Below are 23,113 nucleotides of genomic sequence, written 5' to 3' on the forward strand. Positions count from 1 at the left end.
ACGTCGCGCCTGCCGGGCTCACTCACCCGTTCGGCCCGCCGGGCCGACCACCGGCAGCCGCAGCACTCCGGTGTCGTCGTCCGGCGCGCCGGCCACGGTCACCGGTTTGATCCCGCGGTTCTGGCCGTACGCGTCGTCACTCGCGGCGATCACGAACCGCAACCGGTGGCCCCGGTCGTAGCGGTGCACCACGCCGGGCAGGGTCACGGTGAAGCCCTCCCGGACATCGGGCACCCTGACCGGTGCGACGAGCCGGTGCACGAGCGTGCGCGTGCCGTCGGGCGCCACGTCGTACAGCTTGGCGAACAGCACCAGCCGGTCCGCGTGATCACCGGAGTCCTGCGTGCGCCGGGCACTCGGCGAGGACACCTTCAGCCGGGCCGTGGGCGCACCCACCACGTCGAGGGCCCGCTCCAGCGGTGCGCTCGTCCAGGCCAGATGGGTGCTCGGCGTGTCGTACGGTGCCGGGTCGGGCAGCCCGAAAACGCGGGCGAGCGAGCTCTCCGAGTGGCTGGTCGGCACCGGCGCGTTGGTGTAGACGCGGCTGCCGCGCGTCACCTCGGTGCGACTGTCGACGAGTTCGCCGTCCCCGGACAGGTACAGCGCGCGGTTGAAGCCGGGCAGCCGGTCGGCGGTGGCGTACGCCCGGGAGGGGTCGGTGATCCAGTCGCGGCGGTAGGCGAAGGCGGGGCCGGTGTCGACGTCGGGCCGCGCCCACAGGTACCGGTCGAACCAGGCGAGGACACGGCGGCCGACATAGCTGGTCTCCAGGTTGCCCGCGGCGATGTTCAGCTCGCCGGTGGCGGGGTCGGTGAGGCCGCCGCTGTGGCCCCAGGACTGCCAGATCATGCTCGCGGGCGTGCCCTGCGCCGTGAGCGTCCGGTACGTCGCCGTCGCCTCGTTCAGGTTGAACAGCGTGTCCGCCTGCCCCTGGACCAGCAGCGTGGGCGCCTTCACCCGGCTCAGGTACGACACCGGCGACACGGCGCGCGCGTAGGCGAGCACCTCCTTGGTCTCGGCGGCCGGGTAGCGGCCCGAGCCGAGGAAGCGGAGCATGTCGCAGGCCGGGGTGACGAAGTGCAGGCAGACCACGGAGTTGATCCGCGAGGGGTCGAGGGCGTGCTCCCGCAGCAGCTGGCCCTCGCCCGCCAGGTAGAAACCGTTGGTCCACTGCCCTTTGAAGACGCCCGGCACGTCCTCGCCGCCCAGGGCGTTGTTCGGCGCCAGCGAGTACGCGAGGTCGTGCCAGGTGATCACGGGTACGAGAGCGTCGACGCGCCGGTCGACGGCGGCGGTCGCGAGCTGGACGGCCCCGCCGTAGGAACCGCCGATCATGCCGACGCGCGGGTCACCGGTCCGGTCCAGCGTGACGTAGTCCGCCCGGGTGCCGTCGTGGGCGGTGCGCCCGCCGCCGAGGAAGTCCACCAGCTGCGAGGCGGCCTCGCCGTCGATCGCCGGATCGTCCAGGGAGATGAGGCAGCCAGTGCGTCCGAAGCCGAGCCCGGAGTACACCAGGGTGACGTAGCCCCGCTCGGCGAAGGCCCTGCCGAGGGCGTCCGTCGACCCGTCGGACTTGCTGCCGCCGAAGCCGTTCGTGGCGAGGACGGCGGGCGCCGGATGGTCCCGGTCCACGCCGACGGGCCGGTAGAGGTCGGCGTCGACGGCGCAGGTACGGCCGCCCGCCTCGACGGTGAACGTCAGCGCGGTGACGGTGTACTCACCGCCCGCCGCGGCGGGCGCCGCCTGCGCGAGGGGCGCGGTGAGCGCGGCGCCGAGGAGGACCGCCAGGGCCGCACGGAATCCGGGCAGACGGGATCTGGGCACACGACGGGACACGGAGACCTCCACACTGAGGTGCACTGGGGACAGCCCGGCATACCGACCGGTAAGTACCGGTTGATGTCATGTTGTGCCAGGTGGCGGACCTCGTCAATCACCGTCGAAGGCGGTTTCTTGACGGTGGAGCAATCCTGTGGGCGACAAGGAGTCCCACCGAGCCGCCCAATGACGGGCAGTCAGAGCGGCTTCGGCCCGGGGCCCGACAAGCCGGTGCGGGCCGTCCCGGAGCCGGAGATCCCGCGACGGAACGCCGCCCGCGAGTCACCGGCGTCACGCGCGGGCGGCGTTGGTGTGGCGGTGCGGGCCAGAGCCGTTTGCCGACGCCACACCGCGTCCGGCGCCGACCCGCCCCTGCGCAGACCCACCTCCCTCAGCGCAACGCGGGTTCCTCCAGTGTCAGCGTCCCCGCGTCGGCGTCGAGTTCGGCCATCGCCCCGAAAGGCACGGTCAGCGCGCCCTCGCAGTGCCCGAACCCCATCTCCTCCGCCACCGGCACTCCGAGACCGCCGAGCCGGTCGGCGAGTATCGCGCGCACCTCGTCGTACGGGTCGCACTCCGCCCACGAGCCGAGGACGATTCCACGCACCCCGTCGAACCATCCGGCGCGCAGGAGCTGGGTGAGATAGCGGTCGAGCCGGTACGTCTCCTCGCCGGTGTCCTCCAGACAGAGCAGTCCACCGCTCGCCGAGGGCCGGGCGCGCGGGCCGCCCAGTTCGGCGGCGAGCAGGGACAGGCATCCGCCGAGCGTGACGCCGCGTGCCCGGCCGGGGACCAGAGAGCCGCCGCCGGAGGCGGGGGAGCGCATTGTCCGCACCGTCTCCGGCTCGAACAGGGTGGCTCTCAGATGCTCCTGCGCCCGTGCGCTCTTCACGAAGTCCAGGCCCGCCGTCATCGGCCCGTGCAGGGTGACGAGGCCGAGGCGGGTGGCGAACGCCTCGTGCAATGCGGTGATGTCGCTGAACCCGACGAACACCTTCGGTCCGGCCGCCCGCATCGCCTCCCAGTCGAGCAGGTCGGCCATGCGCTGCGCCCCGTACCCCCCGCGGGCGCACAGCACCGCGTCGACGGACGGATCGCACCAGGCGGCCTGGAGGTCGGCGGCACGGTCGGCGTCCGCGCCCGCCAGGTAGTCGAAGGTGCCGTGGCTGTCGAGCACATGGGGTGCCACGACCGGGTCGAGGTCCCATCCGCGCAGCACGTCGAGCCCGGCCCGGAGCCGCTCCTCGGGCACGGGCCCGCTGGGCGCGACGACGGCGACGCGGGCACCGGGGGCGAGTCGGCGTGGTCGGGCGAGTGGCTTCACGGGGTCAGCTCCAGGGTCGGGGCACCGGCCGGTTTCAGTCCGAACACCTGGGCGTACAGGGCGAGTTCGGCCTCCAGGGCGCGCACTATGGTGTCCGCGCGCCGGAAGCCGTGCCCCTCCCCCTCGAAGGTGAGGTACGCGTGCGGCACGCCGCGGCCCCGCATGCGGTCGAGGAACCGCTCGCACTGGGCGGGCGGGCAGATCACGTCGTCCAGGCCCTGGAGCACCACGAAGGGCGCGGTGATCCGGTCGGCGTGCGTGGCGGGCGACCGCTGTTCGTACCGCTCGGGCACCTCGGCGTAGGGCCCGATCAGGCTTTCCAGGTACTGCGACTCGAAGTCGTGGGTCTCCCCCGTGCCCCAGCCGGTGAGGTCGAGGACGGGGTAGATGATCGTGCCGCAGGCGTAGACGTCGGTGGTGGCGAGGGAGACGGCCGTCGTCCAGCCGCCGGCGCTGCCGCCCCGGATGGCGAGCCTGGCGCGGTCGGCGATGCCCTCGTCGGCGAGGGCGCGGGCCACGGCGGCGCAGTCCTCGACGTCGACGATTCCCCACTGCTCACGCAGCCGGTTGCGGTACTCCCGGCCGTATCCGGCGGAGCCGCCGTAGTTGACCTCGGCGACGCCGATGCCCCGGGAGGTGAAGTAGGTGATCTCCAGGTCGAGGACGAGCGGCGCGCGGCCGGTGGGCCCGCCGTGCGCCCACACGACGTACGGCGGCAGCTCCCCGTCGGGTGCCGCGCAGGAGGGGTGCAGCGGCGGGTAGAGGTGGGCGTGGATCTCGCGGCCGTCGGGTCCGGTGAAGGTCCGCTCGCTCGGCTCGGGATAGTGGGCGGGGTCCACCGGGTCGTGGTGCTCGGCGCCGATCACGCGGGTGCGGCCGGTGCGCGTGTCGAGTTCGACCACCTCGTACCCGGTGTGCGGGCTCGCCGCCACGGTGACGACCCGTTCGCCGTCGGCGCCGAGGGTGGGGGCGAACTCCGTCCAGGGTCCGGCCGCGTCGCACAGCTCGCCGGTCTCCGGGTCGAGGACGCCGAGCCTGGTGCCGCCGCGGCCGTGCAGGACGGCGATCGGGCCGCCCTCCAGCGGCGCGAACCAGCGCAGGCCGAGCTTCCACAGCGGCCCGCCGAACTCCTCCTCGCGTCGGCACAGCGGCTGCCCGTCGCGGTAGAGGTTCCACCAGCCGGTGCGGTCGCTCGCGTACAGCAGTGCGCCGTCGGCGGCCCAGTCGGTCTGCGCGACCGACTCGTCGGGACCGCCGGCGACGACGTCGGCCGGCCCGAACGTGCCGTCGGGGCGGACATCGGCGGTGAGCAGTTCGGTGCCGTCCCACGGCATGCGCGGATGGTCCCAGGCGAGCCAGGCCGCACGCCGCCCGTCGGGCGAGATCCTCGGGCCGCTGACGAACCGGTGGGTGCCGTCGGTGAGTTCCCGCACGGCGTCCCGGTCCTCGGCCGCCGAGCCGTCCAGCGGCACCGCGGCCAGGACCCGGCGCACGTCGGTGGGCGCCTCGCCGGTGAACTCCTCCAGCACGCACCACACCTCGCCGAGGTCCGGGCGGATCAGCGGCTCCGCCCAGCGCAGCCCGCCGCCCACCGGGGACACCGGGGTCAGCGGACGCGGCTCACCGCCCGGCTCGTACCGGTAGAGCCGCTGGTCGGCGAAGTTCGCGAACACCACGAGCGGCCCGTCCGCACCGGGGTGCGCGGCCCAGGGGTGGCCGCCGTACTCGATGACCCGGCTGCGCACGTTCCACGGCGCGGGCAGCAGCGACTCCTCCCTGCCGTCGGCGGTCCTGCGCACCAGGGTGCGCCGGCCGCCCTCGGACGGGCGGGGCGCGGTCCACCACACCTCGTCGCCGACGAAGCCCACGTACTCCGGCCGCCCGTCGTGCTCGGCGGCCAGGGCCGCCCCGACGGGCGAGGGCCACGCACCGTACGGCAGGATCTGCACGTTCTCCCCCAACTCCCGGCTCCTCACGGATCTCCTCCCGGCCGATCTTCGCTAGGCCGACCGCAGGAAGCGGTCGAGGACACGGACGCCGAACTGCAGGGCCTCCACGGGGACGCGCTCGTCGACGCCGTGGAAGAGGGCCTGGTAGTCGATGTCCTCGGGCAGCTTCAGCGGCGTGAAGCCGTAGCCGGTGATGCCGAGCCGCGCGAACTGCTTGGCGTCGGTGCCGCCGGACATGCAGAACGGCACCACGTGCCCCTCCGGCGCGAACTCCTCCAGGGCCGTCCGCATCCTGGCGAACGTCGGCGAGTCGACCGGTGCCTGCAGCGCCACCTCGCGGTGGTGGAACTCCCAGTCGACGTCCGGCCCGGTGAGCCGGTCGAGCGTGGCCCGGAACTCGTCCTCGCCACCGGGCAGGAACCGCCCGTCCACGTACGCCACGGCCTCGGCCGGGATCACGTTGACCTTGTAGCCGGCGCTCAGCATGGTCGGGTTGGCGCTGTTGCGGACCGTGGCCTCGACGAGCTTGGCGGCGGGTCCCAGCTTGCCGAGCAGTCCGTCGATGTCCTCCAGGTCGGGGTCCGTGCCGTACAGCGCGGCCAGTTCGGTGAGGGCGGCGCGCACGGTCGGGGTCAGACGGAGCGGCCACTCGTGCGCGCCGATGCGGGTGATGGCCTCCGCGAGCCGCGACACCGCGTTCTCCCGGTTCACCTTGGAGCCGTGTCCGGCCCGCCCGCGCGCGGTGAGCTTCATCCAGCCCGTGCCGCGCTCGCCCGCGCCGATCGGATAGATCTGCCGGCCCTCGCCGTCGTGGAAGGTGTACGCCCCGGACTCGCTGATGCCTTCCGTGCAGCCCTCGAACAGGTGGGCGTGCCGGTCGGCGAGGTATCCGGCGCCGTCGGCGGCACTGTCCTCCTCGTCCGCGGTGAACGCGATCACGATGTCCCGCCGGGGGCGCACGCCCTGCCGTTCCCAGGCGCGCACGACGGCGAGGATCATCGCGTCCATGTTCTTCATGTCGACGGCGCCGCGCCCCCACACGACCCCGTCGCGGATCTCCCCGGAGAACGGGTGGACGCTCCAGTCGTCGGCCTGGGCCGGGACCACGTCCAGATGACCGTGCAGCAGCAGGGCGTCGGCGGACGGGTCGGTGCCCTCGATACGCGCGACGACGTTGGTCCGGCCCGGGGTGCGCTCCAGCAGCACCGGGTCCAGGCCCGCCTCGGTGAGCCGGGCCGCCGCGTACTCGGCGGCGGGGCGCTCGCGACAGTCGCCGCCGCCGCGGTTGGTGGTGTCGATGCGGATGAGCTCGGACGTGAACGTCACGACCTCGTCCATCGCCTGCGCGTCAGCCATACTGCTCCTCCACCGCAGCGGAGACGATCGTGGTGACCGCCTTGAACGTGCGGATGCCCTCGTACATGGTGTCGTTGGTGTAGGCGACCTTCCGCTCCGCGACGCGGGCGACGCCCGGCACCACGGTGGCGGCCATCGCCAGATGTTCCGCGTCGAACTCGAGCGCGATGGTGAACGGTCCTCCGGCGACGGGTTCGTGCCGCACGGCCAGGGCCGCCGCCTGCTTGGCCGCCGCGCGGATGTCCGCGGCCGTTCTGGACGGGGTCCGGCACACGGCCGCGTAGCGCGACACGTGGTCCTTGACGGCCACCTTGAGGGCCTCCGGCGCGTATCCGAGCGCGTCCTCGCAGGCCACGTCGTCACCGGTGACGAGGACGACCGGCACCCCGTACTCGGCGACCACGTGCGCGTTGAGCAGGCCCTCGCTCGCCCGGACGTCGTTCAGCCACACTCCCGTGATGGAGTTCGCGAGGTAGGTGTGGGCGAGGACGCCCTCCATGCCCGCGCCCGCGTGGTAGCCGACGAAGGCGATGCCGTCCACGTCGTCGTGCTGCACGCCCTCCACCATGGACAGGGACTTGTGCCGTCCGGTGAGCATCTGGGCGCGCTCGTCGAGCTGCTCGAGCAGCAGGTTGCGCATGGTCCAGTGCGCCTCGTTGATCAGCACCTCGTCGGCACCGCCGTCCAGGAAACCGAGCACGGCGGCGTTGACGTCCGAGGTGAACATCGAACGGCACCGCTCCCACTGCGGGGTGCCCGGCAGCACGTCGGCGGGCCAGGTCACGCCGGTGGCGCCCTCCATGTCGGCGCTGATGAGGATCTTCATGCCGCCTCACGCTACGCGGTCGCGGCGAATCCCTGCCAGGCCTGTGGAAAACTCTCACCGGCCCAGACCAATGGCGGTCCGCGGCGCGGCGGCCGTGCCCCGGTGTCAGCAGGTCAGCGGCCGGTCAGCCCGCGGACCGGCCGGTCACCAGCCAGCGCGACGGCACTTCGAGTCGGGTGCCGTCCGGCCCGTACTCGGTCGTCTTCAGGGGAAGTTCCCCGGCGGCCAGGACGGTCAGACCGGCCGAACGCAGGAACTCCGGCATCTCGTCGTCGGCCATCGCGCCGGGCGTGATGCCGTGCCGCAGCACCGGCGCCAGCTTCGCCGGCGGCCCCCCGGGAGCCTCGGCCAGGCCGAGCAGTACCGCCTCGGCCGCCCGGGAGGGCTCGATGACGAAGGCCCGCCCGTGCTCGCCGATCAGCGCGGCGAGGCCGTCCACGAAGGACTGCCGGTCGTCGGGCTCGCTCTGGTGCAGGACGCCCCGGACGTAGACGTTGGCCTCTCCGAGGTCCCCGCGCAGCGCGTCCGTCTCCGTCTTCTCGGCGGCGTCCACGACCCGGTAGGACGCCTGCCCGCCGGGGTCGGCGCGCCGGGCGTGCCCGAGTGCGGCGGTGGAGAGGTCGACGCCGAGGACACGCGGGAAACGGTCGGCGAGGAACCGGGTCTGGGTGCCGTTGCCGCAGCCGAGGTCCACCATCGGCAGGCCGGGATCGGGCAGGTACGGCTCGAACAGGGCCAGGTGCGGAGCCGAGGTCAGCACCGGTTCGGCGTCCCAGAAGACGGCACCCTGCTCGCCGGACGCCTCGCTCCAGAAGCTCTCCCAGGACTGGCGGTACCGACTCGTCACGCTCATGTCCAACTCCCGGGGTGCAACGGCGACCGCCAAAACCGACGGGCAGGTATGGTTTACCGCGCCGCGGTCGCCGCCGACAAGCACCCGGCGCATTCCTTTGCGCCTCCTTCGACCCCGACGTGCGCCCCCACGCGCCCCCATGAGCCTCAGAGCGCCCTCACACGCCAACACGCCCACCGGCTGGTGCCACACGCCGGCGGGGCGAGGGCGCTGACCACGTCCGGCCCCGTCTCAGGTGAGGTCGCCCCAGTTCTCGTGCCCGAGTTGCAGATCGCGTTCGGCGCGGTCGCCGCCGGCCACCTGCAGGACGGTCGCCACCGGCGGGTATCCCGCCGCGATGACGGTGTAGTCGCCGGACGACAGGTCGACGAACCGGAACGTTCCGTCGGGTCCGGTGCACAGGGTGTCCACGACGTTGCCCGCCGCGTCGAGCAGCGTCACGCGCGCGTCCTCGACGGCCCGCCCGGCGGTCGCCCGCACGGTGCCGCGCAGCACGGCCCCGCCGGCGAGCTCGACGTCCTGGCGGGTCTCCCGGGCGGCCTGCACGCCGACGGGCAGCGCGGCCGGGCGGAAGGCGGGCGCGCTCGCGGCGAGGGTGTACTCGCCGGCCACCAGGTCGGTCATGACGTAGCTGCCGTCACGTCCGCTGCGGGTGCTCGCGACGACCTCGCCGCGCGCATTGGTGAGGGTGACCGCGGCGTCCCGTACGGGCGCGCCGTCTGCGGTGACGACGCTGCCGGCGAGGCGCCCGGCGCCGCCGAGGACCACGTCGAGCTCGACGGGCCGTTCACCGACGGTCACCGAGACGGCCTGCGGCTGGTGGCCGCCCGCCGCGGCGATCAGGACGTACGTCCCGGAGCCGGGCGTGGCGAGCGCGTACCGGCCGTCGTCGCCGCTGGCGCCCCGGCCGATCTGCTGTCCGCCGGCGTCGATGAGGGTGAGCGCCGCGCGCGGTACGGCGCTGCCGTCGGGGTGCTGCACGGTGCCGCACACGGGGATGCCGCCGGTGTGGGGCGAACGGGCCCGTGGAACGGCGGTGCTGTTCAGCGGTCCGGTCGTGGGGTCGGGGACGGGGGAGCCGTGGGACGGTGCGGTGTTCAACAGGGGGGTCTCCTTGAGGAAGAAGGCGATGAGCAGGCCCAGGACGAGCACCGGCACCAGGTAGAGGAAGATTCGGGGCATGGTCTCGGCGTAGGCCCGGACGTAGCCGTCGCGCAGCGCCGGGGGCAGGGCGTGGACGGCCTCCGGGGTGATCGACTCGGGGCCGGGCAGGGTGCCGCCCGCGCCTGTGGGGGCGTGTGCGCGCAGCGCGTCGGCGAGCCGGTCGGCGAAGAGCGTGCCGAGGACGGCGGCGCCGGCACTGCCGCCGATCTGCCAGAAGCAGGTGGTGACGCCGGTGGCGGTGCCCAGGTCGGCGGGGCGTACGGAGTTCTGCACGGCGAGGGTCAGGACGGGGATCACCATGCCGATGCCGGCGCCGAGGACGACCATCCAGACGCTGTAGTGCAGTCGGGGCGTGTCCGCGTCGAGGTGGGACAGCAGCCACATGCCGACGGCACAGAGGGAGCCGCCGAGGACCGGCAGGGCCCGGTACCTGCCGGTGTGGCTGATGAGGCGTCCGGAGACGATCGAGGCACCGACGATGCCGCCCGTCATCGGCAGCATCAGCAACCCGGACTCGGTGGCGGACACCCCGTCGACCACCTGGAGGAAGGCCGGCAGACAGCCGGTGGCGCCGAACAGGGCGACGCCGGCGACGAGGCCGACCAGCGCGGTGACGCGGAAGACGGAGTCCTTGAACAGCCGGGGCGGGATCAGGGGTTCGGCGGCGAAGCGCTCGGCGACGAGGAACAGGGCCGTGGCGGCGAGGGCGCCCGCGCCGAGACCGAGGACGAGCCGGGAGTCCCAGGCGTACTCGGTGCCGCCCCAGCTGGTGAGCAGCACCAGGCAGGTGGAGGCGGCCGCCAGCAGCAGGGTGCCGAGGACGTCGAAGCGGGCCGGGGCCGTGGGCCTGGGCAGTTTCAGGACGACGGCGACTACGGCCATGGCGAGCAGACCGAAAGGGACGTTGACGTAGAAACACCAGCGCCAGGAGAGGTGGTCCGTGAAGTAGCCGCCGAGCAGCGGTCCCGCGGCGGACGCGAGACCGAACGCGGCGCCGATCAGCCCCAGGTACCGGCCGCGCCGCCGGGCCGGGACGAGGTCCGCGACGATCGCCTGTACGCCGCTCACGAGGCCGCCCGCCCCCACGCCCTCCACCGCGCGGAAGGCGATCAGCTGGTCCATGCTCCGGGCGCGGCCCGCGAGCGCGGAGCCGACGACGAAGACCGCGACGGCGAACTGGAAGACACCTTTGCGGCCGAGGAGGTCGCCGAGCTTGCCGTAGACCGGCAGGCCGACGGCGGCCGTGAGCAGGTAGGCGGTGATCGTCCAGGACACCTTGTCCGGGCCGTGCAGCTCGCGGGCGATCTCCGGGAGCGCGGTGGCGACGATCATCTGCTCCAGGGCGGCCGGGAGCAGCGCGAGCATCAGCCCGAGAAAGACCAACCGCACGCGGCGGGGGCCCGGTTGGGCGGACGACCGCGAGGGTGTCGCGCGGGCCGCCGGGGGGTCCGGGGGTGGCGCGACGGCCGGTTCGTCCTGCACCGGAGTGATCCCGCCCACGTACCGCTCCCCTCGCCGCACTGCCGCACAATTCCCGCGCAAAGCGACAACTGGGAGCGCATGCGGCGAGTTACGGCACAGGCCCGGCCGAAAGGGAAGTCACTCGATCCGGTGAACGCGCCTGTGCGTGGAGGGTCGTTGGCGCCGCGCTGAAAAGAGAGAACCGGATACGCGCGGGGCGGCGCGCGTGGTTCTCTGCGCACGGGAGCGGCGGCCCCGTCCGTCGGACCCGTTCCCGGGACCCCCGCAGGACGGGGCGCCGCCACGCGCGCGTGGTCCTACTTCTCGACCTCGGTGGCGAGCTTGGCGAGCAACTCGTCGTAGATACGGCCGAGGCCCTTCGGCGCGAACGTCCTCTCGAAGAAGCCGCCGATGCCGCCGGCGCCCGTCCAGGTCGTGGTCACGACGACGCGGGACCTGCCCTCGCCCGCCGGGGTGACCCGCCAGGTGGTGACCATGGAGGAGTTGCGGTCCTTCTCGACGAGCTCGCCGTCGGTGGGCTCGGTGACGTCCAGCAGACAGTCGCGGACGCGCTTGCTGGTGGCCTGGAGCTTCCAGTGGACGACGGTGCCCTCGCCGTCCCCGCCCTCGCGGACCTCGTACTCGCTGAAGTGCCCGGGCAGGAGCTTCTCGCGCGCGCCGCTGTAGTCGGCGAGCGTGTCGAACACCGTCTCCGCGTCCGCCGCGACGATCCGCTCCGTAGTGGCCTCGACCTGCGCCATCGACTTCCTCCAGCACCTGGGTTCTCGGGGTCGGAAGCCAGCCAATCACCCCGTCGCCCGCCCGCCCAAATCGGGGGTGCCGGCCACGGCCGGAAGTGATCGGAAAGCACCGCCGCACGATCAAGGGAACATGTGTTCTATTCTGTGTCCAGTGCTACCGAGGAGGCCGCCATGCGCTGGGAGAACCTCACTGCCGAGTCCGGCACCACCGAGCACGGCCGGGCCGACGCCGCCCTGTTCGGCGCGGACGCGGTGACCACCCGCACCTTCGACACCCCCGAATTCGCGGGCATCACGTTCCACGAGGTGCGGGCCCGCTCGGTCCTGAACCGGGTGCCGGGGGCCTCCCGCATGCCGTTCGAATGGACGGTCAACCCTTACCGCGGTTGCTCCCACGCGTGCGTGTACTGCTTCGCCCGCAAGACGCACAGCTATCTGGACCTCGACACCGGCATCGGTTTCGACACGCAGATCGTGGTCAAGGTGAACGCGCCCGAGGTGCTGCGCCGCCAGTTGTCGTCGCGGCGCTGGCAGGGCGAACACGTCGCGATGGGCACGAACGTCGACTGCTACCAGCGCGCCGAGGGCCGCTACCGCCTGATGCCGGGCATCATCGGCGCCCTGCGCGATCACGCCAACCCCTTCTCGATCCTCACCAAGGGCACGCTGATCCTGCGGGACCTGGACCTGCTGACGCAGGCGGCCGAGGTGACGGACGTCGGCATCTCCGTGTCGGTGGGCTTCACGGACACCGAGCTGTGGCGCACCGTCGAGCCGGGCACCCCCGCCCCGGAACGCCGCCTGGACGTCGTACGGGCCCTGAGTGAGCGCGGCATCGGCTGCGGCGTCCTGATGGCGCCGGTGATCCCGTTCCTGAGCGACGAGCCCGGCCAACTCCGGGCCACGGTCCGGGCGATCGCGGCGGCGGGCGCCACGTCGGTGACGCCGCTCGCGCTGCATCTGCGGCCGGGCGCCCGCGAGTGGTTCGTGGCCTGGCTCGGCCGGCACCACCCGCATCTGGTGCGCCGCTACGAGCGGCTGTACGCGGACGGCGCGTACGCCCCGAAGTGGTACCAGCGCCGGATCACGCGTCAGGTCCACGACCTGGCACAGGAGTACGGCATCGGCCCCGCGCGGGCGGGGATGCCGCGCAGGATCCGGGAGCCCGGGCCGGAGCCCCGGCCGACCGCACCTCCGGCGTTGACCCAACCCACGCAGCTCACGCTCATGTGACGGGCATCCGGGCGCATCCGCGATCCGATCGGGTCATTCATGGGCACGGGGCGTTCCGCGGAAGTCGCATTCCGGGACGATGCGGCAAGGACCGTGAACCTCTCGGTCCGGCACCCTCCGTCCTGGGAGGCCCCACATGAAGAACCGTGCAGCCGTGCTGTGCGGCGCCGCCGTCATCGCGGCCGGAAGCGTGACGGCCGCTCCGGCCGAGGCGCACACCCCGCGCTCCGCGCCGGCCACCTCCGCCGCGGAGCTCGCCTGGAAGACCTGCGGAACCGGAGGCCACCCGGCTTTGCAGTGCGCGTCCCTGAAGGTGCCGCTGGACCACGCCGACCCGCGGGGGCGGCAGATCACCCTGGCGCTGTCCCGGATCCCGCACACGGCGAAGACGTACCAGGGCCCGCTGCTGGTCAACCCCGGCGGTCCCGGTGGCAGCGGCCGCACCCTGGCCGGGTTCGTGGCCTCCGCACTGCCCGGGGCGGTTGCCGCGCAGTACGACGTCATCGGCTTCGACCCGCGCGGGGTGGGCGCGAGCACGCCCGCCCTGGACTGCCGGCCCGGCCACTTCGACGCGGTCCGCCCGGACTCGGTGCCGAGCGCCCGCGCCCCGAAGGCCAACATCACGCGCGCGAAGGCGTTCGCGGCGGCCTGCGGCGAGAAGTACGCGGACCTGCTGCCGCACATCGACACGGTCAGCGCCGTACGCGACATGGACGCGATCCGCGCGGCACTGGGCGCCCGGCGGATCAACTACTTCGGCTACTCATACGGCACCTACCTCGGCGCGGTCTACGGCAGGCTCTTCCCGGAGCGGGTACGGCGCATGGTCCTGGACTCGGTCGTCGACCCGCGGGGCGTCTGGTACGAGGACAACCTCACCCAGGACTACGCCTTCGACGACCGGCACCGCGCCTTCCTCGCGTGGGTCGCCCGGCACGACGCCGCCTACCGGCTGGGCAAGGACCCGGCCGCGGTCGAGGCCGAGTGGTACGCGATGCGGGCCGCGCTCGCGAAGAACCCCGCCGGCGGCAGGGTGGGCGCCTCCGAACTGGAGGACACCTACCTGCCGGGCGGCTACTACAACGGCTACTGGCCCTACCTCGCCGAGGCGTTCGCGGCGTACGTGAACGACGAGGACACCGGGCCGCTGGTCGAGGCGTACGAGGACTTCGGCGCCGTCGGCGCCGCCGGGGACAACGGCTACAGCGTCTATGCGGCGGTGCAGTGCCGTGACGCTCCCTGGCCGCGCGACTGGGGGAAGTGGCGCGCGGACAACCGGGCGGTGCACGCCAAGGCGCCCTTCATGACCTGGAACAACGCGTGGTACAACGCGCCGTGCGCGTTCTGGCCGACGCCGTCACGGCGACCGGTGGACGTCACCACTCACGACCTCCCGCCGGTCCTGCTGTTCCAGGCGACGAACGACGCGGCCACGCCGTACGAGGGCGGCGTGACGATGCGTCACCGGCTCGCCGGGTCGAGTCTGGTGGTCGAGGACGGCGGCGGCAACCACGGGGTCACGCTCAGCGGGAACGCCTGCCTGGACAAGCACCTCGCCGCGTACCTGACCGACGGCAGGGTGCCGCGCGGCACGGGTGAGGCGGACGCGGTGTGCGAGGCGCTCCCCGACCCGCAGCCGCTGACGTCCGGGGCGGCGGCGAGCACGGCCCGTGGCTCGGTCCTGCACGGGCTGCTGGGCTTTCGCGGCTGATACGCGGCCGAGGCGGAGTGCGGGAGGCTCCGGGGGCGGGGCCGGGACGACGGCCGTCCGGCTCCGCCGCCGGGCCGCGACCACCTCGTCCGCCCGGGCGCCCTCCCGGACGTCGCGGCGTACGCCTCCCCCCGGCTGCCCCCTCATCGCGGACCGGGCCGCCGCCGGCCTCGTCACCGCTGTCGCGGAATGCGTCGCAGCGCGCGTGTCGCCGCCTCCGCGAGACGCGGGTGGGCCAGGGACTCGTCGAGGACGCGGCCGGCGCGCGGGTCGGCCAGCGCACCCAGGCCCTCGATACAGGCCAGGGCCACCCGGTAGTAGGGGTCGTGCGGGCTCAGGCGTCGTTCCAGGGCGGTGATCAGGGCCGGGGCGGACTCCGGGGCGCGCAGTTCGGCCAGGAGGCGGACGGGGTGCAGGGCGTAGGCGACGCGCAGTTCGTTGGTGGCGAGCGCGGCGGCGGCGCGGGGGGTGCGGGGGTCGCCGAGACGGGCGAGGGCGTACGCGGCGGATGCGCAGCGCGGCGGGTCGCGGTGGTTGAGGAGCAGGATCAGCGTCTCGAAGGCGCGGCGGTCGCCGGCGAGGCCGAGCCGGAAGGCGGCCAGTTCCCGGGCCCACAGGGGGTGGCCGGGCCGGGTCAGGGCCGTGGCCAGTTCGTCGTGGTCCTCGGTCGCGGTCAGGTGGCGGAAGGTTTCGGTCGCCCCGGACTCCCTCCGTAAGCGTTCCGTGAGTGATCGCAACTCTTCGTCCATGGCTCCGAGGGTAGGACGGCCGTCGGCGGGGACGCACATCACGACACGGGGGCTGGCGCGCTCGTTACCCGCGAGTTAAGCTCAGACGAGCGAGTTACCCCCTCGCGTTTTCCTCACGACGGTTTGGTGACGCAGCCGTCGGGAGAGCTGTCGGTTCGGTACTGACGTACCGGTACGGCTCGGCCCCGGGACAGGGCCGGTCGGATTTCACCGTTCGCCGGGCATGCGCGTCGCCCGGGGCGACGGCACCGGGCGTGTGCGCATGCAGCCCGGCAACACCCGCACTCCTCAACGCACCGGTGCGCCTTCGAGGCGCCCCCGGTCGCGCTCCCCGTCGTCACCCTCATTCCTGGAGTCCCGCGATGGCCACTCCCCTGTCCGACACCCCTCTGTCCCCCCTGCGGACCATCGCCGTCGTCGGCCTCGGCACCATGGGCACCGGCATCGCCGAGGTCCTCGCCAAGGCCGGCCGGACGGTCCTCGGCATCGACGTCAGCGAGGCCCAGGCCGCCAGGTGCGTCGCCGCCCTGGAGGCCTCCACCGCCCGCGCCGTCCGACGCGGGCGGCTCTCCGAGCAGGACCGCGCCGATCTCCTCGCCCGGGTCGGCACCTCCACCGACCTGCGCGCGGCGGCCGACGCCGATCTGGTGATCGAGGTGGCGCCGGAGTCGTACGAGATCAAGCAGCAGATCTTCCGGGAACTGGACGGGATCGTGCGTCCCGGCACCCTGCTGGCGACCGGCACCAACGCCCTGTCCGTCACGCGCCTGGCCGCCGACTCCGCCCGCCCCGAGCGCGTGCTCGGCATGCACTTCTTCAATCCGGCGCCCGCGATGAAGCTGGTCGAGGTCGTCTCGTCGGTGCTGACCGCGCCGGCCGCCGTCGCCGCCGTGACCGACCTCGCCCTCGACCTGGGCAAGGAGCCCGTCGCGGTCGGCGACCGGCCCGGTTTCGTCGCCGACGGGCTGCTGTTCGGCTACCTCAACCAGGCCGCCGCGATGTACGAGGCGAGCTATGCCTCCCGCGAGGACATCGACGCCGCGATGCGGCTGGGCTGCGGGCTGCCGATGGGCCCGCTGGCACTGCTGGACCTGATCGGCGTCGACACCGCCCGCACGGTCCTGGAGGCCATGTACACCGAGTCCCGCGACCGGCTGCACGCCCCGGCCCCGATCCTGAAGCAGCTCAGCGAGGCGGGTCTGACGGGCCGCAAGGCGGGGCGCGGTTTCTACACGTACGAGGGGCCGGGCGGCGCCACCGTCGTGCCGGACGCCCTCACCCCGGCCGGGGACGCCGCGTCGGCCGCCGGCCGGACGGTCCGCTCGGTCGGGGTCGCCGGTTCCGGCACGATGGCCTCCGGTATCGCCGAGGTCTTCGCGAAGGCCGGCTACGAGGTCGTGCTCGCGGCCCGCAGCGCGGAGAAGGCGCAGACCGCGAAGGCGCGCATCGGCACGTCGCTGACCCGCTCCGTGGACAAGGGCCGGATGACCGCCGAGACGGCCGCGCGGACGCTGGAGCGGATCACCCCGACGGGCAGCTACGACGACTTCGCCGACGTGGACCTGGCCGTGGAGGCGGTCGCGGAGGACCTGGAGGTCAAGCGGCAGCTGTTCGCGGCGCTGGACAAGGTCTGCAAGCCGGGCGCCGTGCTGGCCACGACGACCTCGTCCCTGCCGGTCGTCGCCTGTGCCCGCGCCACCTCGCGCCCGCAGGACGTGATCGGCATGCACTTCTTCAACCCGGCGCCCGCGATGAAACTGGTCGAGGTGGTCCGCACGGTGCTCACCGCCGACGACGTCCACGCGACGGTCCGCGAGGTGTGCACGCGGATCGGGAAGCACGCGGTGGACTGCGGGGACCGGGCGGGCTTCATCGTGAACGCGCTGCTCTTCCCGTACCTGAACAACGCGATCAAGATGGTGCAGGAGCACTACGCGTCCCTGGACGACATCGACGCGGCGATGAAGCTGGGCGGCGGCTACCCCATGGGCCCCTTCGAGCTGCTGGACGTGGTCGGTCTGGACGTCTCGCTGGCCATCGAGAAGGTCCTGCACCGCGAGTTCCGTGACCCGGGGCTCGCCCCGGCGCCGCTGCTGGAGCACCTGGTGGCCGCGGGCTGCCTCGGCCGCAAGACGGGCCGGGGCTTCCGCGAGTATGCCCGCCGCTGAGCGGCACGGCGACCGGTCCGGGCCGGGCGAGGACTGGGGCGGACTGCTGGGTCCCACCGGGTTCCCCCCGTCCCCGGCGGAGGGGGGGAACCCCGCGCCCGCGCAGGGGGCTGCGCGCATGCAGTACGTTCGGGGCATGTCCCAGCCCGCCAAGTCCTCACGTACACCAGCCACGTCCGACGTGCCGGAGAGCGCCGCCGGCAGCCGCGCCGCCGCCCAACGGCTCAAGATGCGCCGGGAGCTGGCGGCCGCGGCGATGGAGCTGTTCGCGACCAAGGGGTACGAGGCGACCACCGTCGACGAGATCGCGGCCCGGGCCGGGGTCGCCCGCCGTACGTTCTTCCGCCACTTCCGGTCCAAGGAAGAGGCCATCTTCCCCGATCACGACGACACCCTGGTGCGTGCGGAGGCGGTTCTCAACGCGGCGCCCGCGCACGAGCATCCGCTCGACACCGTGTGCCGGGGCATCAAGGAAGTCATGAAGATGTACGCGGGGCGCCCGGAGATCTCGGTCGCCCGCTACAAGCTGACGCGTGAGGTGCCCACGCTGCGCGAGGCGGAGATCGCGTCGGTGGCGCGCTACGAGCGCCTGTTCACCCGCTATCTCCTCGGCCACTTCGACGAGCACGCGCACGACGACGACGCCAACGACGACCCGCTGCTGGCCGAGGTCGCCGCCTCCGCGGTCGTCACCGCCCACAACCACGTCCTGCGGCGCTGGCTGCGGGCCGGCGGCCAGGGCGACGTGGAGGCCCAGCTCGACCACGCCTTCGCGATCGTCCGCAAGACGTTCGGTACGGGCATCGGGGCGGGCCGCAGCGGCGCGCCCCGCCAGACTCCGGCCACCTCCTCCGTGCGGGGCGAGGTGCTGGTGACGGTCGCTCGGACCGACGCGCCGCTCGACGAGGTCATGCGGACCATCGAGGAGGCTCTCAAGGCCCGCTGAGCCCTTCCGCCGGGCACCGGCGCAGGTAGGGCGGATGTGAGGACGGCCACCCCATCGGGGTGGCCGTTTTGGCATGTCGGCCCGCTTTTGCCGCATTCATTCATCGCCATGCGACACCATACGATCGATCATCGCTCGTTTGTCACGTAAAGATTTCATCTGAGAACAAGCTCTGGCACTCAGTGCCTTGTCAGCTGACACGCGGTGTCATACCTTGAAGGGGTCCGGGCGCCTGTCCCAGTGGGCCCACCGCCTGCACGCGTTCCGGACGCCTGCGTCACAGGCAACCTCCCGCGCCGACCAAGCGCTGCCGAACAGCACCATCGGCCGAACCGACGGCACACCCGGAACCCCCGCAGCACCGACGTAACCCTCAGCGCCCCTCCCTCAGGACGCTCACCGCCGGAGGCAACACCGTGACCGTGAAGGACATCCTCGACGCGATCCAGTCGCCCGACTCCACGCCGGCCGACTTCGCCGCCCTGCCCCTGCCCGAGTCGTACCGCGCGATCACCGTGCACAAGGACGAGACGGAGATGTTCGCGGGCATGTCCACCCGCGAGAAGGACCCGCGCAAGTCGCTCCACCTCGACGACGTGCCGGTGCCCGAACTGGGCCCGGGTGAGGCTCTGGTGGCCGTGATGGCCTCCTCGGTCAACTACAACTCGGTCTGGACCTCGATCTTCGAGCCGCTGTCCACGTTCGGCTTCCTGGAGCGTTACGGCCGCTCCAACGACCTGGCCAAGCGCCACGACCTGCCGTACCACGTCATCGGCTCCGACCTCGCGGGCGTCGTGCTGCGCACCGGCCCCGGTGTCAACGCCTGGCGGCCCGGCGACGAGGTCGTGGCGCACTGCCTGTCCGTCGAGCTGGAGTCCAGCGACGGCCACAACGACACGATGCTCGACCCGGAGCAGCGCATCTGGGGCTTCGAGACGAACTTCGGCGGCCTCGCGGAGATCGCGCTCGTCAAGTCCAACCAGCTGATGCCCAAGCCCCAGCACCTCAGCTGGGAGGAGGCCGCCGCCCCCGGGCTGGTCAACTCCACCGCCTACCGGCAGCTCGTCTCCGCCAACGGCGCGCAGATGAAGCAGGGCGACAACGTCCTGATCTGGGGCGCGAGCGGCGGCCTCGGCTCGTACGCCACGCAGTTCGCCCTGGCCGGCGGCGCCACCCCGATCTGTGTCGTCTCCAGCGAGCAGAAGGCCGAGATCTGCCGGAAGATGGGCGCCGAGCTGATCATCGACCGCTCGGCCGAGGACTACCGGTTCTGGAAGGACGAGAACACCCAGGACCCCAGGGAGTGGAAGCGCTTCGGCAAGCGCATCCGCGAGCTGACCGGCGGCGAGGACGTCGACATCGTCTTCGAGCACCCCGGCAGGGAGACCTTCGGCGCGTCCGTGTTCGTCACCCGCAAGGGCGGCACCATCGTCACCTGCGCCTCCACCTCGGGCTACATGCACCAGTACGACAACCGCTACCTGTGGATGTCCCTGAAGCGCATCATCGGCTCGCACTTCGCCAACTACCGCGAGGCCTGGGAGGCCAACCGGCTGCTGGCCAAGGGCAAGATCCACCCGACGCTGTCCAGGGTGTACTCCCTCGAGGACACCGGGCAGGCCGCGTACGACGTGCACCGCAACCTCCACCAGGGCAAGGTCGGCGTGCTGTGCCTGGCCCCCGAGGAGGGCCTGGGCGTGCGCGACGAGGAGATGCGCGCCCAGCACGTCGACGCCATCAACCGCTTCCGGAACATCTGAGGACGCCGCGCATGAGTGAGCGTCAGCCCGCCGGGAAGCGGGCGGAAAAGGACCGGCCGTGGCTGATGCGGACGTACGCCGGTCACTCCACGGCCGAGGCGTCCAACGAGCTGTACCGGCGCAATCTCGCCAAGGGCCAGACCGGTCTGTCGGTCGCGTTCGACCTGCCGACGCAGACCGGCTACGACTCCGACCACATCCTCGCCCGCGGCGAGGTCGGCCGGGTCGGCGTGCCGGTGGCGCACCTCGGGGACATGCGGCGGCTGTTCCAGGACATCCCCCTGGAGCAGATGAACACGTCCATGACGATCAACGCCACGGCCATGTGGCTGCTGGCGCTCTACCAGGTCGTCGCCGAGGAGCAGGGCGCGGACCTCACCAAGCTCCAGGGGACGACGCAGAACGACATCGTGAAGGAGTACCTGTCACGGGGGACGCACGTCTTCCCGCCGGTTCCCTCCCTCCGTCTGACGACGGACATGATCGCGTACACGGTCTCCCACCTGCCCAAATGGAACCCGATCAACATCTGCAGCTACCACCTGCAGGAGGCGGGCGCCACGCCGGTGCAGGAGATCGCGTACGCGATGTCCACCGCCATCGCCGTGCTGGACGCGGTGCGCGACAGCGGGCAGGTGCCCGAGGAACGCATGGGCGACGTCGTCGGCCGCATCTCGTTCTTCGTGAACGCGGGCGTCCGCTTCGTCGAGGAGATGTGCAAGATGCGCGCCTTCGGCCGCATCTGGGACCGCGTCACGCGCGAGCGGTACGGCATCGAGAACCCCAGGCACCGCCGCTTCCGCTACGGCGTGCAGGTCAACTCCCTCGGCCTGACCGAGGCGCAGCCCGAGAACAACGTCCAGCGGATCGTGCTTGAGATGCTCGCCGTGACGCTCTCCAAGGACGCCCGCGCGCGTGCCGTGCAACTGCCGGCCTGGAACGAGGCCCTCGGCCTGCCGCGCCCCTGGGACCAGCAGTGGTCCCTGCGCATCCAGCAGGTCCTGGCCTACGAGAGCGACCTGCTGGAGTACGGCGACATCTTCGAGGGCTCGACGGTGATCGAGGCGAAGGTGGAGGAGCTGGTCGCCGAGTCCCTCACGGAGATCGAGCGGATCCAGGACATGGGCGGCGCGATGGCCGCCGTCGAGTCGGGCTACCTCAAGTCGCAGCTGGTCGCCTCGCACGCGGAGCGCCGGGCGCGGATCGAATCCGGCCAGGAGAAGATCGTCGGCGTCAACGTCTTCGAGGGCACCGAGCCGAACCCGCTGACCGCCGACCTGGACACCGCGATCCAGACGGTGGACCCGGCGGTCGAGGCCCGCGTCATCGCCTCGCTGCAGCACTGGCGCGACACCCGCTACCAGCCACCCTTCAACCACCCGCGCCCTTGCAAGGCGCTGGAGAGGCTGAAGGAGGCCGCGCGCGGCACCGCCAACCTGATGGAGGCCACCGTGGAGTGCGCCCGCGCCGGCGTCACCACCGGCGAGTGGGCCGGGGCGCTGCGCGAGGTGTTCGGCGAGTTCCGCGCCCCGACGGGCGTGTCGTCGGCCCCCGTGGCGATCCCCGCCGAGGAGGGCTCCCAGCTCGCCGTGGTACGCCGCCGGGTGGAGCTGACGGCGCAGGACCTCGGCGTCGGCAAGCTGCGCTTCCTGGTGGGCAAGCCGGGCCTGGACGGGCACTCCAACGGCGCCGAGCAGATCGCCGTACGAGCCCGTGACGCCGGGTTCGAGGTGGTCTACCAGGGCATCCGGCTCACCCCCGAGCAGATCGTGGACGCGGCCCTCGCGGAGGACGTGCACGCGGTCGGCCTGTCGATCCTGTCCGGCTCGCACGCGCAGCTGGTCCCCGATGTCCTGGAACGGCTGCGTGTGGCCGGCGCCACAGACATCCCGGTGATCGCCGGTGGCATCATCCCCAGCGGTGACGCCGAGCAGTTGCGGGCCGCCGGAGTGGCCGCGGTCTTCACCCCGAAGGACTTCGACATCACCGGAATCATCGGCCGCATCGTCGACGAGATCCGCACAGCGAACAAGCTCGACCCCCTGGAGGTCCCCGCATGACCACGCCCGTCCCGCAGGTCAACCGCCTTCGCCCGCGGCGCTCCTGCCTCGCCGTACCGGGAAGCAACCCGCGCTTCCTGGAGAAGGCCCAGGGCCTCCCCGCCGACCAGGTCTTCCTCGACCTGGAGGACGCCTGCGCGCCGCTCGCCAAGCCCGAGGCCCGGCACACCATCGTCAAGTTCCTCAACGAGGGCGACTGGACGGGCAAGACGCGCGTGGTCCGCGTCAACGACTGGACGACCGAGTGGACGTACCGGGACGTCGTGACGGTGGTGGAGGGGGCAGGCCCGAACCTCGACTGCATCATGCTGCCGAAGGTGCAGAACGCGCAGCAGATCGTCGCGCTGGACCTGCTGCTGACCCAGATCGAGAAGACGATGGGTTTCGAGGTCGGCCGCATCGGCATCGAGGCACAGATCGAGAACGCCCAGGGCCTCAACAACGTCAACGAGATCGCGCAGGCCTCCCCGCGCGTCGAGACGATCATCTTCGGCCCGGCCGACTTCATGGCGTCGATCAACATGAAGTCGCTGGTCGTGGGCGAGCAGCCGCCCGGTTACCCGGCGGACGCCTACCACTACATCCTGATGAAGATCCTGATGGCCGCCCGCGCCAACGACCTCCAGGCGATCGACGGCCCCTACCTGCAGATCCGCAACGTCGACGGCTACCGCGAGGTCGCCCGGCGCGCCGCGGCGCTCGGCTTCGACGGCAAGTGGGTGCTGCACCCGGGCCAGGTCGAGGCGTCCAACGAGATCTTCTCGCCGTCGCAGGAGGACTACGACCACGCCGAGCTGATCCTGGACGCGTACGAGTACTGCACGTCCGAGGCGGGCGGCAAGAAGGGCTCCGCGATGCTCGGCGACGAGATGATCGACGAGGCCAGCCGCAAGATGGCGCTGGTCGTCGCGGGCAAGGGACGCGCCGCCGGCATGCGGCGCACGTCGGCGTTCGAGATCCCGGAGGCCTGAGAA

At 72.4% G+C, this 23,113-nt stretch carries 16 protein-coding genes; 7 read left to right on the forward strand and 9 right to left on the reverse strand.

Features of this window, described 5'->3' with window-relative positions:
* Positions 1-18 precede the first annotated feature (18 nt).
* From ABZ354_RS00570 to ABZ354_RS00605, 8 genes are all read right to left on the reverse strand, one after another.
* Positions 19-1,836: a CocE/NonD family hydrolase gene (locus ABZ354_RS00570; protein ID WP_358651419.1), complete on the reverse strand. Its 1,818-nt coding sequence runs from the start codon at positions 1,834-1,836 to the stop codon at positions 19-21.
* Between the two features lie 373 nt (positions 1,837-2,209).
* A complete protein-coding gene (locus ABZ354_RS00575; RefSeq protein ID WP_358651421.1) occupies positions 2,210-3,142 on the reverse strand; it encodes an LD-carboxypeptidase in 933 nt (310 codons plus the stop codon).
* Positions 3,139-5,103, reverse strand: coding sequence for a prolyl oligopeptidase family serine peptidase (locus ABZ354_RS00580; RefSeq protein ID WP_358651423.1), 1,965 nt, complete (start codon positions 5,101-5,103; stop codon positions 3,139-3,141). Before ABZ354_RS00580 ends, ABZ354_RS00575 begins: the two co-directional genes overlap by 4 nt.
* Positions 5,104-5,142: 39 nt before the next feature.
* Entirely contained in the window at positions 5,143-6,447 is a 1,305-nt protein-coding gene (locus ABZ354_RS00585) for a M20/M25/M40 family metallo-hydrolase (protein WP_358651425.1), read from the reverse strand.
* The gene (locus ABZ354_RS00590; RefSeq protein ID WP_358651427.1) at positions 6,440-7,273 is read right to left on the reverse strand and encodes a M55 family metallopeptidase; all 834 of its coding nucleotides are present in this window, start codon (positions 7,271-7,273) and stop codon (positions 6,440-6,442) included. The genes ABZ354_RS00585 and ABZ354_RS00590 overlap by 8 nt, the downstream gene beginning before the upstream one ends.
* 124 nt (positions 7,274-7,397) lie before the next feature.
* The gene (locus tag ABZ354_RS00595) at positions 7,398-8,126 is read right to left on the reverse strand and encodes a class I SAM-dependent methyltransferase (RefSeq protein ID WP_358651429.1); all 729 of its coding nucleotides are present in this window, start codon (positions 8,124-8,126) and stop codon (positions 7,398-7,400) included.
* Between the two features lie 231 nt (positions 8,127-8,357).
* Positions 8,358-10,790, reverse strand: coding sequence for an MFS transporter (locus ABZ354_RS00600; protein ID WP_358651431.1), 2,433 nt, complete (start codon positions 10,788-10,790; stop codon positions 8,358-8,360).
* Between the two features lie 278 nt (positions 10,791-11,068).
* Entirely contained in the window at positions 11,069-11,512 is a 444-nt protein-coding gene (locus tag ABZ354_RS00605) for an SRPBCC family protein (RefSeq protein ID WP_358651433.1), read from the reverse strand.
* Between the two features lie 171 nt (positions 11,513-11,683).
* Here ABZ354_RS00605 and ABZ354_RS00610 point away from each other — a divergent pair, with 171 nt between their 5' ends.
* The gene (locus tag ABZ354_RS00610) at positions 11,684-12,745 is read left to right on the forward strand and encodes an Rv2578c family radical SAM protein (RefSeq protein ID WP_358651435.1); all 1,062 of its coding nucleotides are present in this window, start codon (positions 11,684-11,686) and stop codon (positions 12,743-12,745) included.
* Positions 12,746-12,881: 136 nt separating this feature from the next.
* Complete coding sequence (locus ABZ354_RS00615) at positions 12,882-14,456, forward strand: alpha/beta hydrolase (RefSeq protein WP_358651437.1); 1,575 nt, start codon at positions 12,882-12,884, stop codon at positions 14,454-14,456.
* A gap of 173 nt (positions 14,457-14,629) precedes the next feature.
* Here ABZ354_RS00615 and ABZ354_RS00620 read toward each other — a convergent pair whose 3' ends face one another.
* Positions 14,630-15,205 carry an adenylosuccinate lyase gene (locus tag ABZ354_RS00620; RefSeq protein ID WP_358651439.1) on the reverse strand — a complete coding sequence of 192 codons (576 nt, stop codon included), beginning with the start codon at positions 15,203-15,205 and terminating at the stop codon, positions 14,630-14,632.
* 362 nt (positions 15,206-15,567) lie between these two features.
* On the opposite strand from ABZ354_RS00620, the gene ABZ354_RS00625 reads away from it, so the two are divergent.
* The 5 genes from ABZ354_RS00625 (at position 15,568) to ABZ354_RS00645 (ending at position 23,110) form a co-directional block, all read left to right on the forward strand.
* A complete protein-coding gene (locus ABZ354_RS00625) occupies positions 15,568-17,373 on the forward strand; it encodes a 3-hydroxyacyl-CoA dehydrogenase family protein (RefSeq protein WP_358651440.1) in 1,806 nt (601 codons plus the stop codon).
* Positions 17,374-17,509: 136 nt separating this feature from the next.
* Complete coding sequence (locus ABZ354_RS00630) at positions 17,510-18,319, forward strand: TetR family transcriptional regulator (RefSeq protein WP_358651442.1); 810 nt, start codon at positions 17,510-17,512, stop codon at positions 18,317-18,319.
* Between the two features lie 422 nt (positions 18,320-18,741).
* The gene (gene ccrA / locus ABZ354_RS00635; RefSeq protein ID WP_358652193.1) at positions 18,742-20,079 is read left to right on the forward strand and encodes a crotonyl-CoA carboxylase/reductase; all 1,338 of its coding nucleotides are present in this window, start codon (positions 18,742-18,744) and stop codon (positions 20,077-20,079) included.
* Positions 20,080-20,090: 11 nt separating this feature from the next.
* Positions 20,091-22,139 carry a protein meaA gene (locus ABZ354_RS00640; protein WP_358651444.1) on the forward strand — a complete coding sequence of 683 codons (2,049 nt, stop codon included), beginning with the start codon at positions 20,091-20,093 and terminating at the stop codon, positions 22,137-22,139.
* Positions 22,136-23,110 carry a CoA ester lyase gene (locus ABZ354_RS00645; RefSeq protein ID WP_358651446.1) on the forward strand — a complete coding sequence of 325 codons (975 nt, stop codon included), beginning with the start codon at positions 22,136-22,138 and terminating at the stop codon, positions 23,108-23,110. The genes ABZ354_RS00640 and ABZ354_RS00645 overlap by 4 nt, the downstream gene beginning before the upstream one ends.
* The last annotated feature ends 3 nt before the right edge of the window (positions 23,111-23,113 follow it).

Source organism: Streptomyces sp. NPDC005925 (genome assembly GCF_040638805.1).
Taxonomy (GTDB): domain Bacteria; phylum Actinomycetota; class Actinomycetes; order Streptomycetales; family Streptomycetaceae; genus Streptomyces.

Bases quoted from the DNA above. Each gene is read 5' to 3' on its own strand.
- ABZ354_RS00585 (WP_358651425.1), bottom strand. From the start codon at position 6,447: ATGGCTGACGCGCAGGCGATGGACGAGGTCGTGACGTTCACGTCCGAG.
- ABZ354_RS00630 (WP_358651442.1), top strand. From the start codon at position 17,510: ATGTCCCAGCCCGCCAAGTCCTCACGTACACCAGCCACGTCCGACGTG.
- ABZ354_RS00595 (WP_358651429.1), bottom strand. From the start codon at position 8,126: ATGAGCGTGACGAGTCGGTACCGCCAGTCCTGGGAGAGCTTCTGGAGC.
- ABZ354_RS00605 (WP_358651433.1), bottom strand. From the start codon at position 11,512: ATGGCGCAGGTCGAGGCCACTACGGAGCGGATCGTCGCGGCGGACGCG.
- ABZ354_RS00645 (WP_358651446.1), top strand. From the start codon at position 22,136: ATGACCACGCCCGTCCCGCAGGTCAACCGCCTTCGCCCGCGGCGCTCC.
- ABZ354_RS00610 (WP_358651435.1), top strand. From the start codon at position 11,684: ATGCGCTGGGAGAACCTCACTGCCGAGTCCGGCACCACCGAGCACGGC.
- ABZ354_RS00590 (WP_358651427.1), bottom strand. From the start codon at position 7,273: ATGAAGATCCTCATCAGCGCCGACATGGAGGGCGCCACCGGCGTGACC.
- ABZ354_RS00620 (WP_358651439.1), bottom strand. From the start codon at position 15,205: ATGGACGAAGAGTTGCGATCACTCACGGAACGCTTACGGAGGGAGTCC.
- ABZ354_RS00625 (WP_358651440.1), top strand. From the start codon at position 15,568: ATGGCCACTCCCCTGTCCGACACCCCTCTGTCCCCCCTGCGGACCATC.
- ABZ354_RS00640 (WP_358651444.1), top strand. From the start codon at position 20,091: ATGAGTGAGCGTCAGCCCGCCGGGAAGCGGGCGGAAAAGGACCGGCCG.
- ABZ354_RS00615 (WP_358651437.1), top strand. From the start codon at position 12,882: ATGAAGAACCGTGCAGCCGTGCTGTGCGGCGCCGCCGTCATCGCGGCC.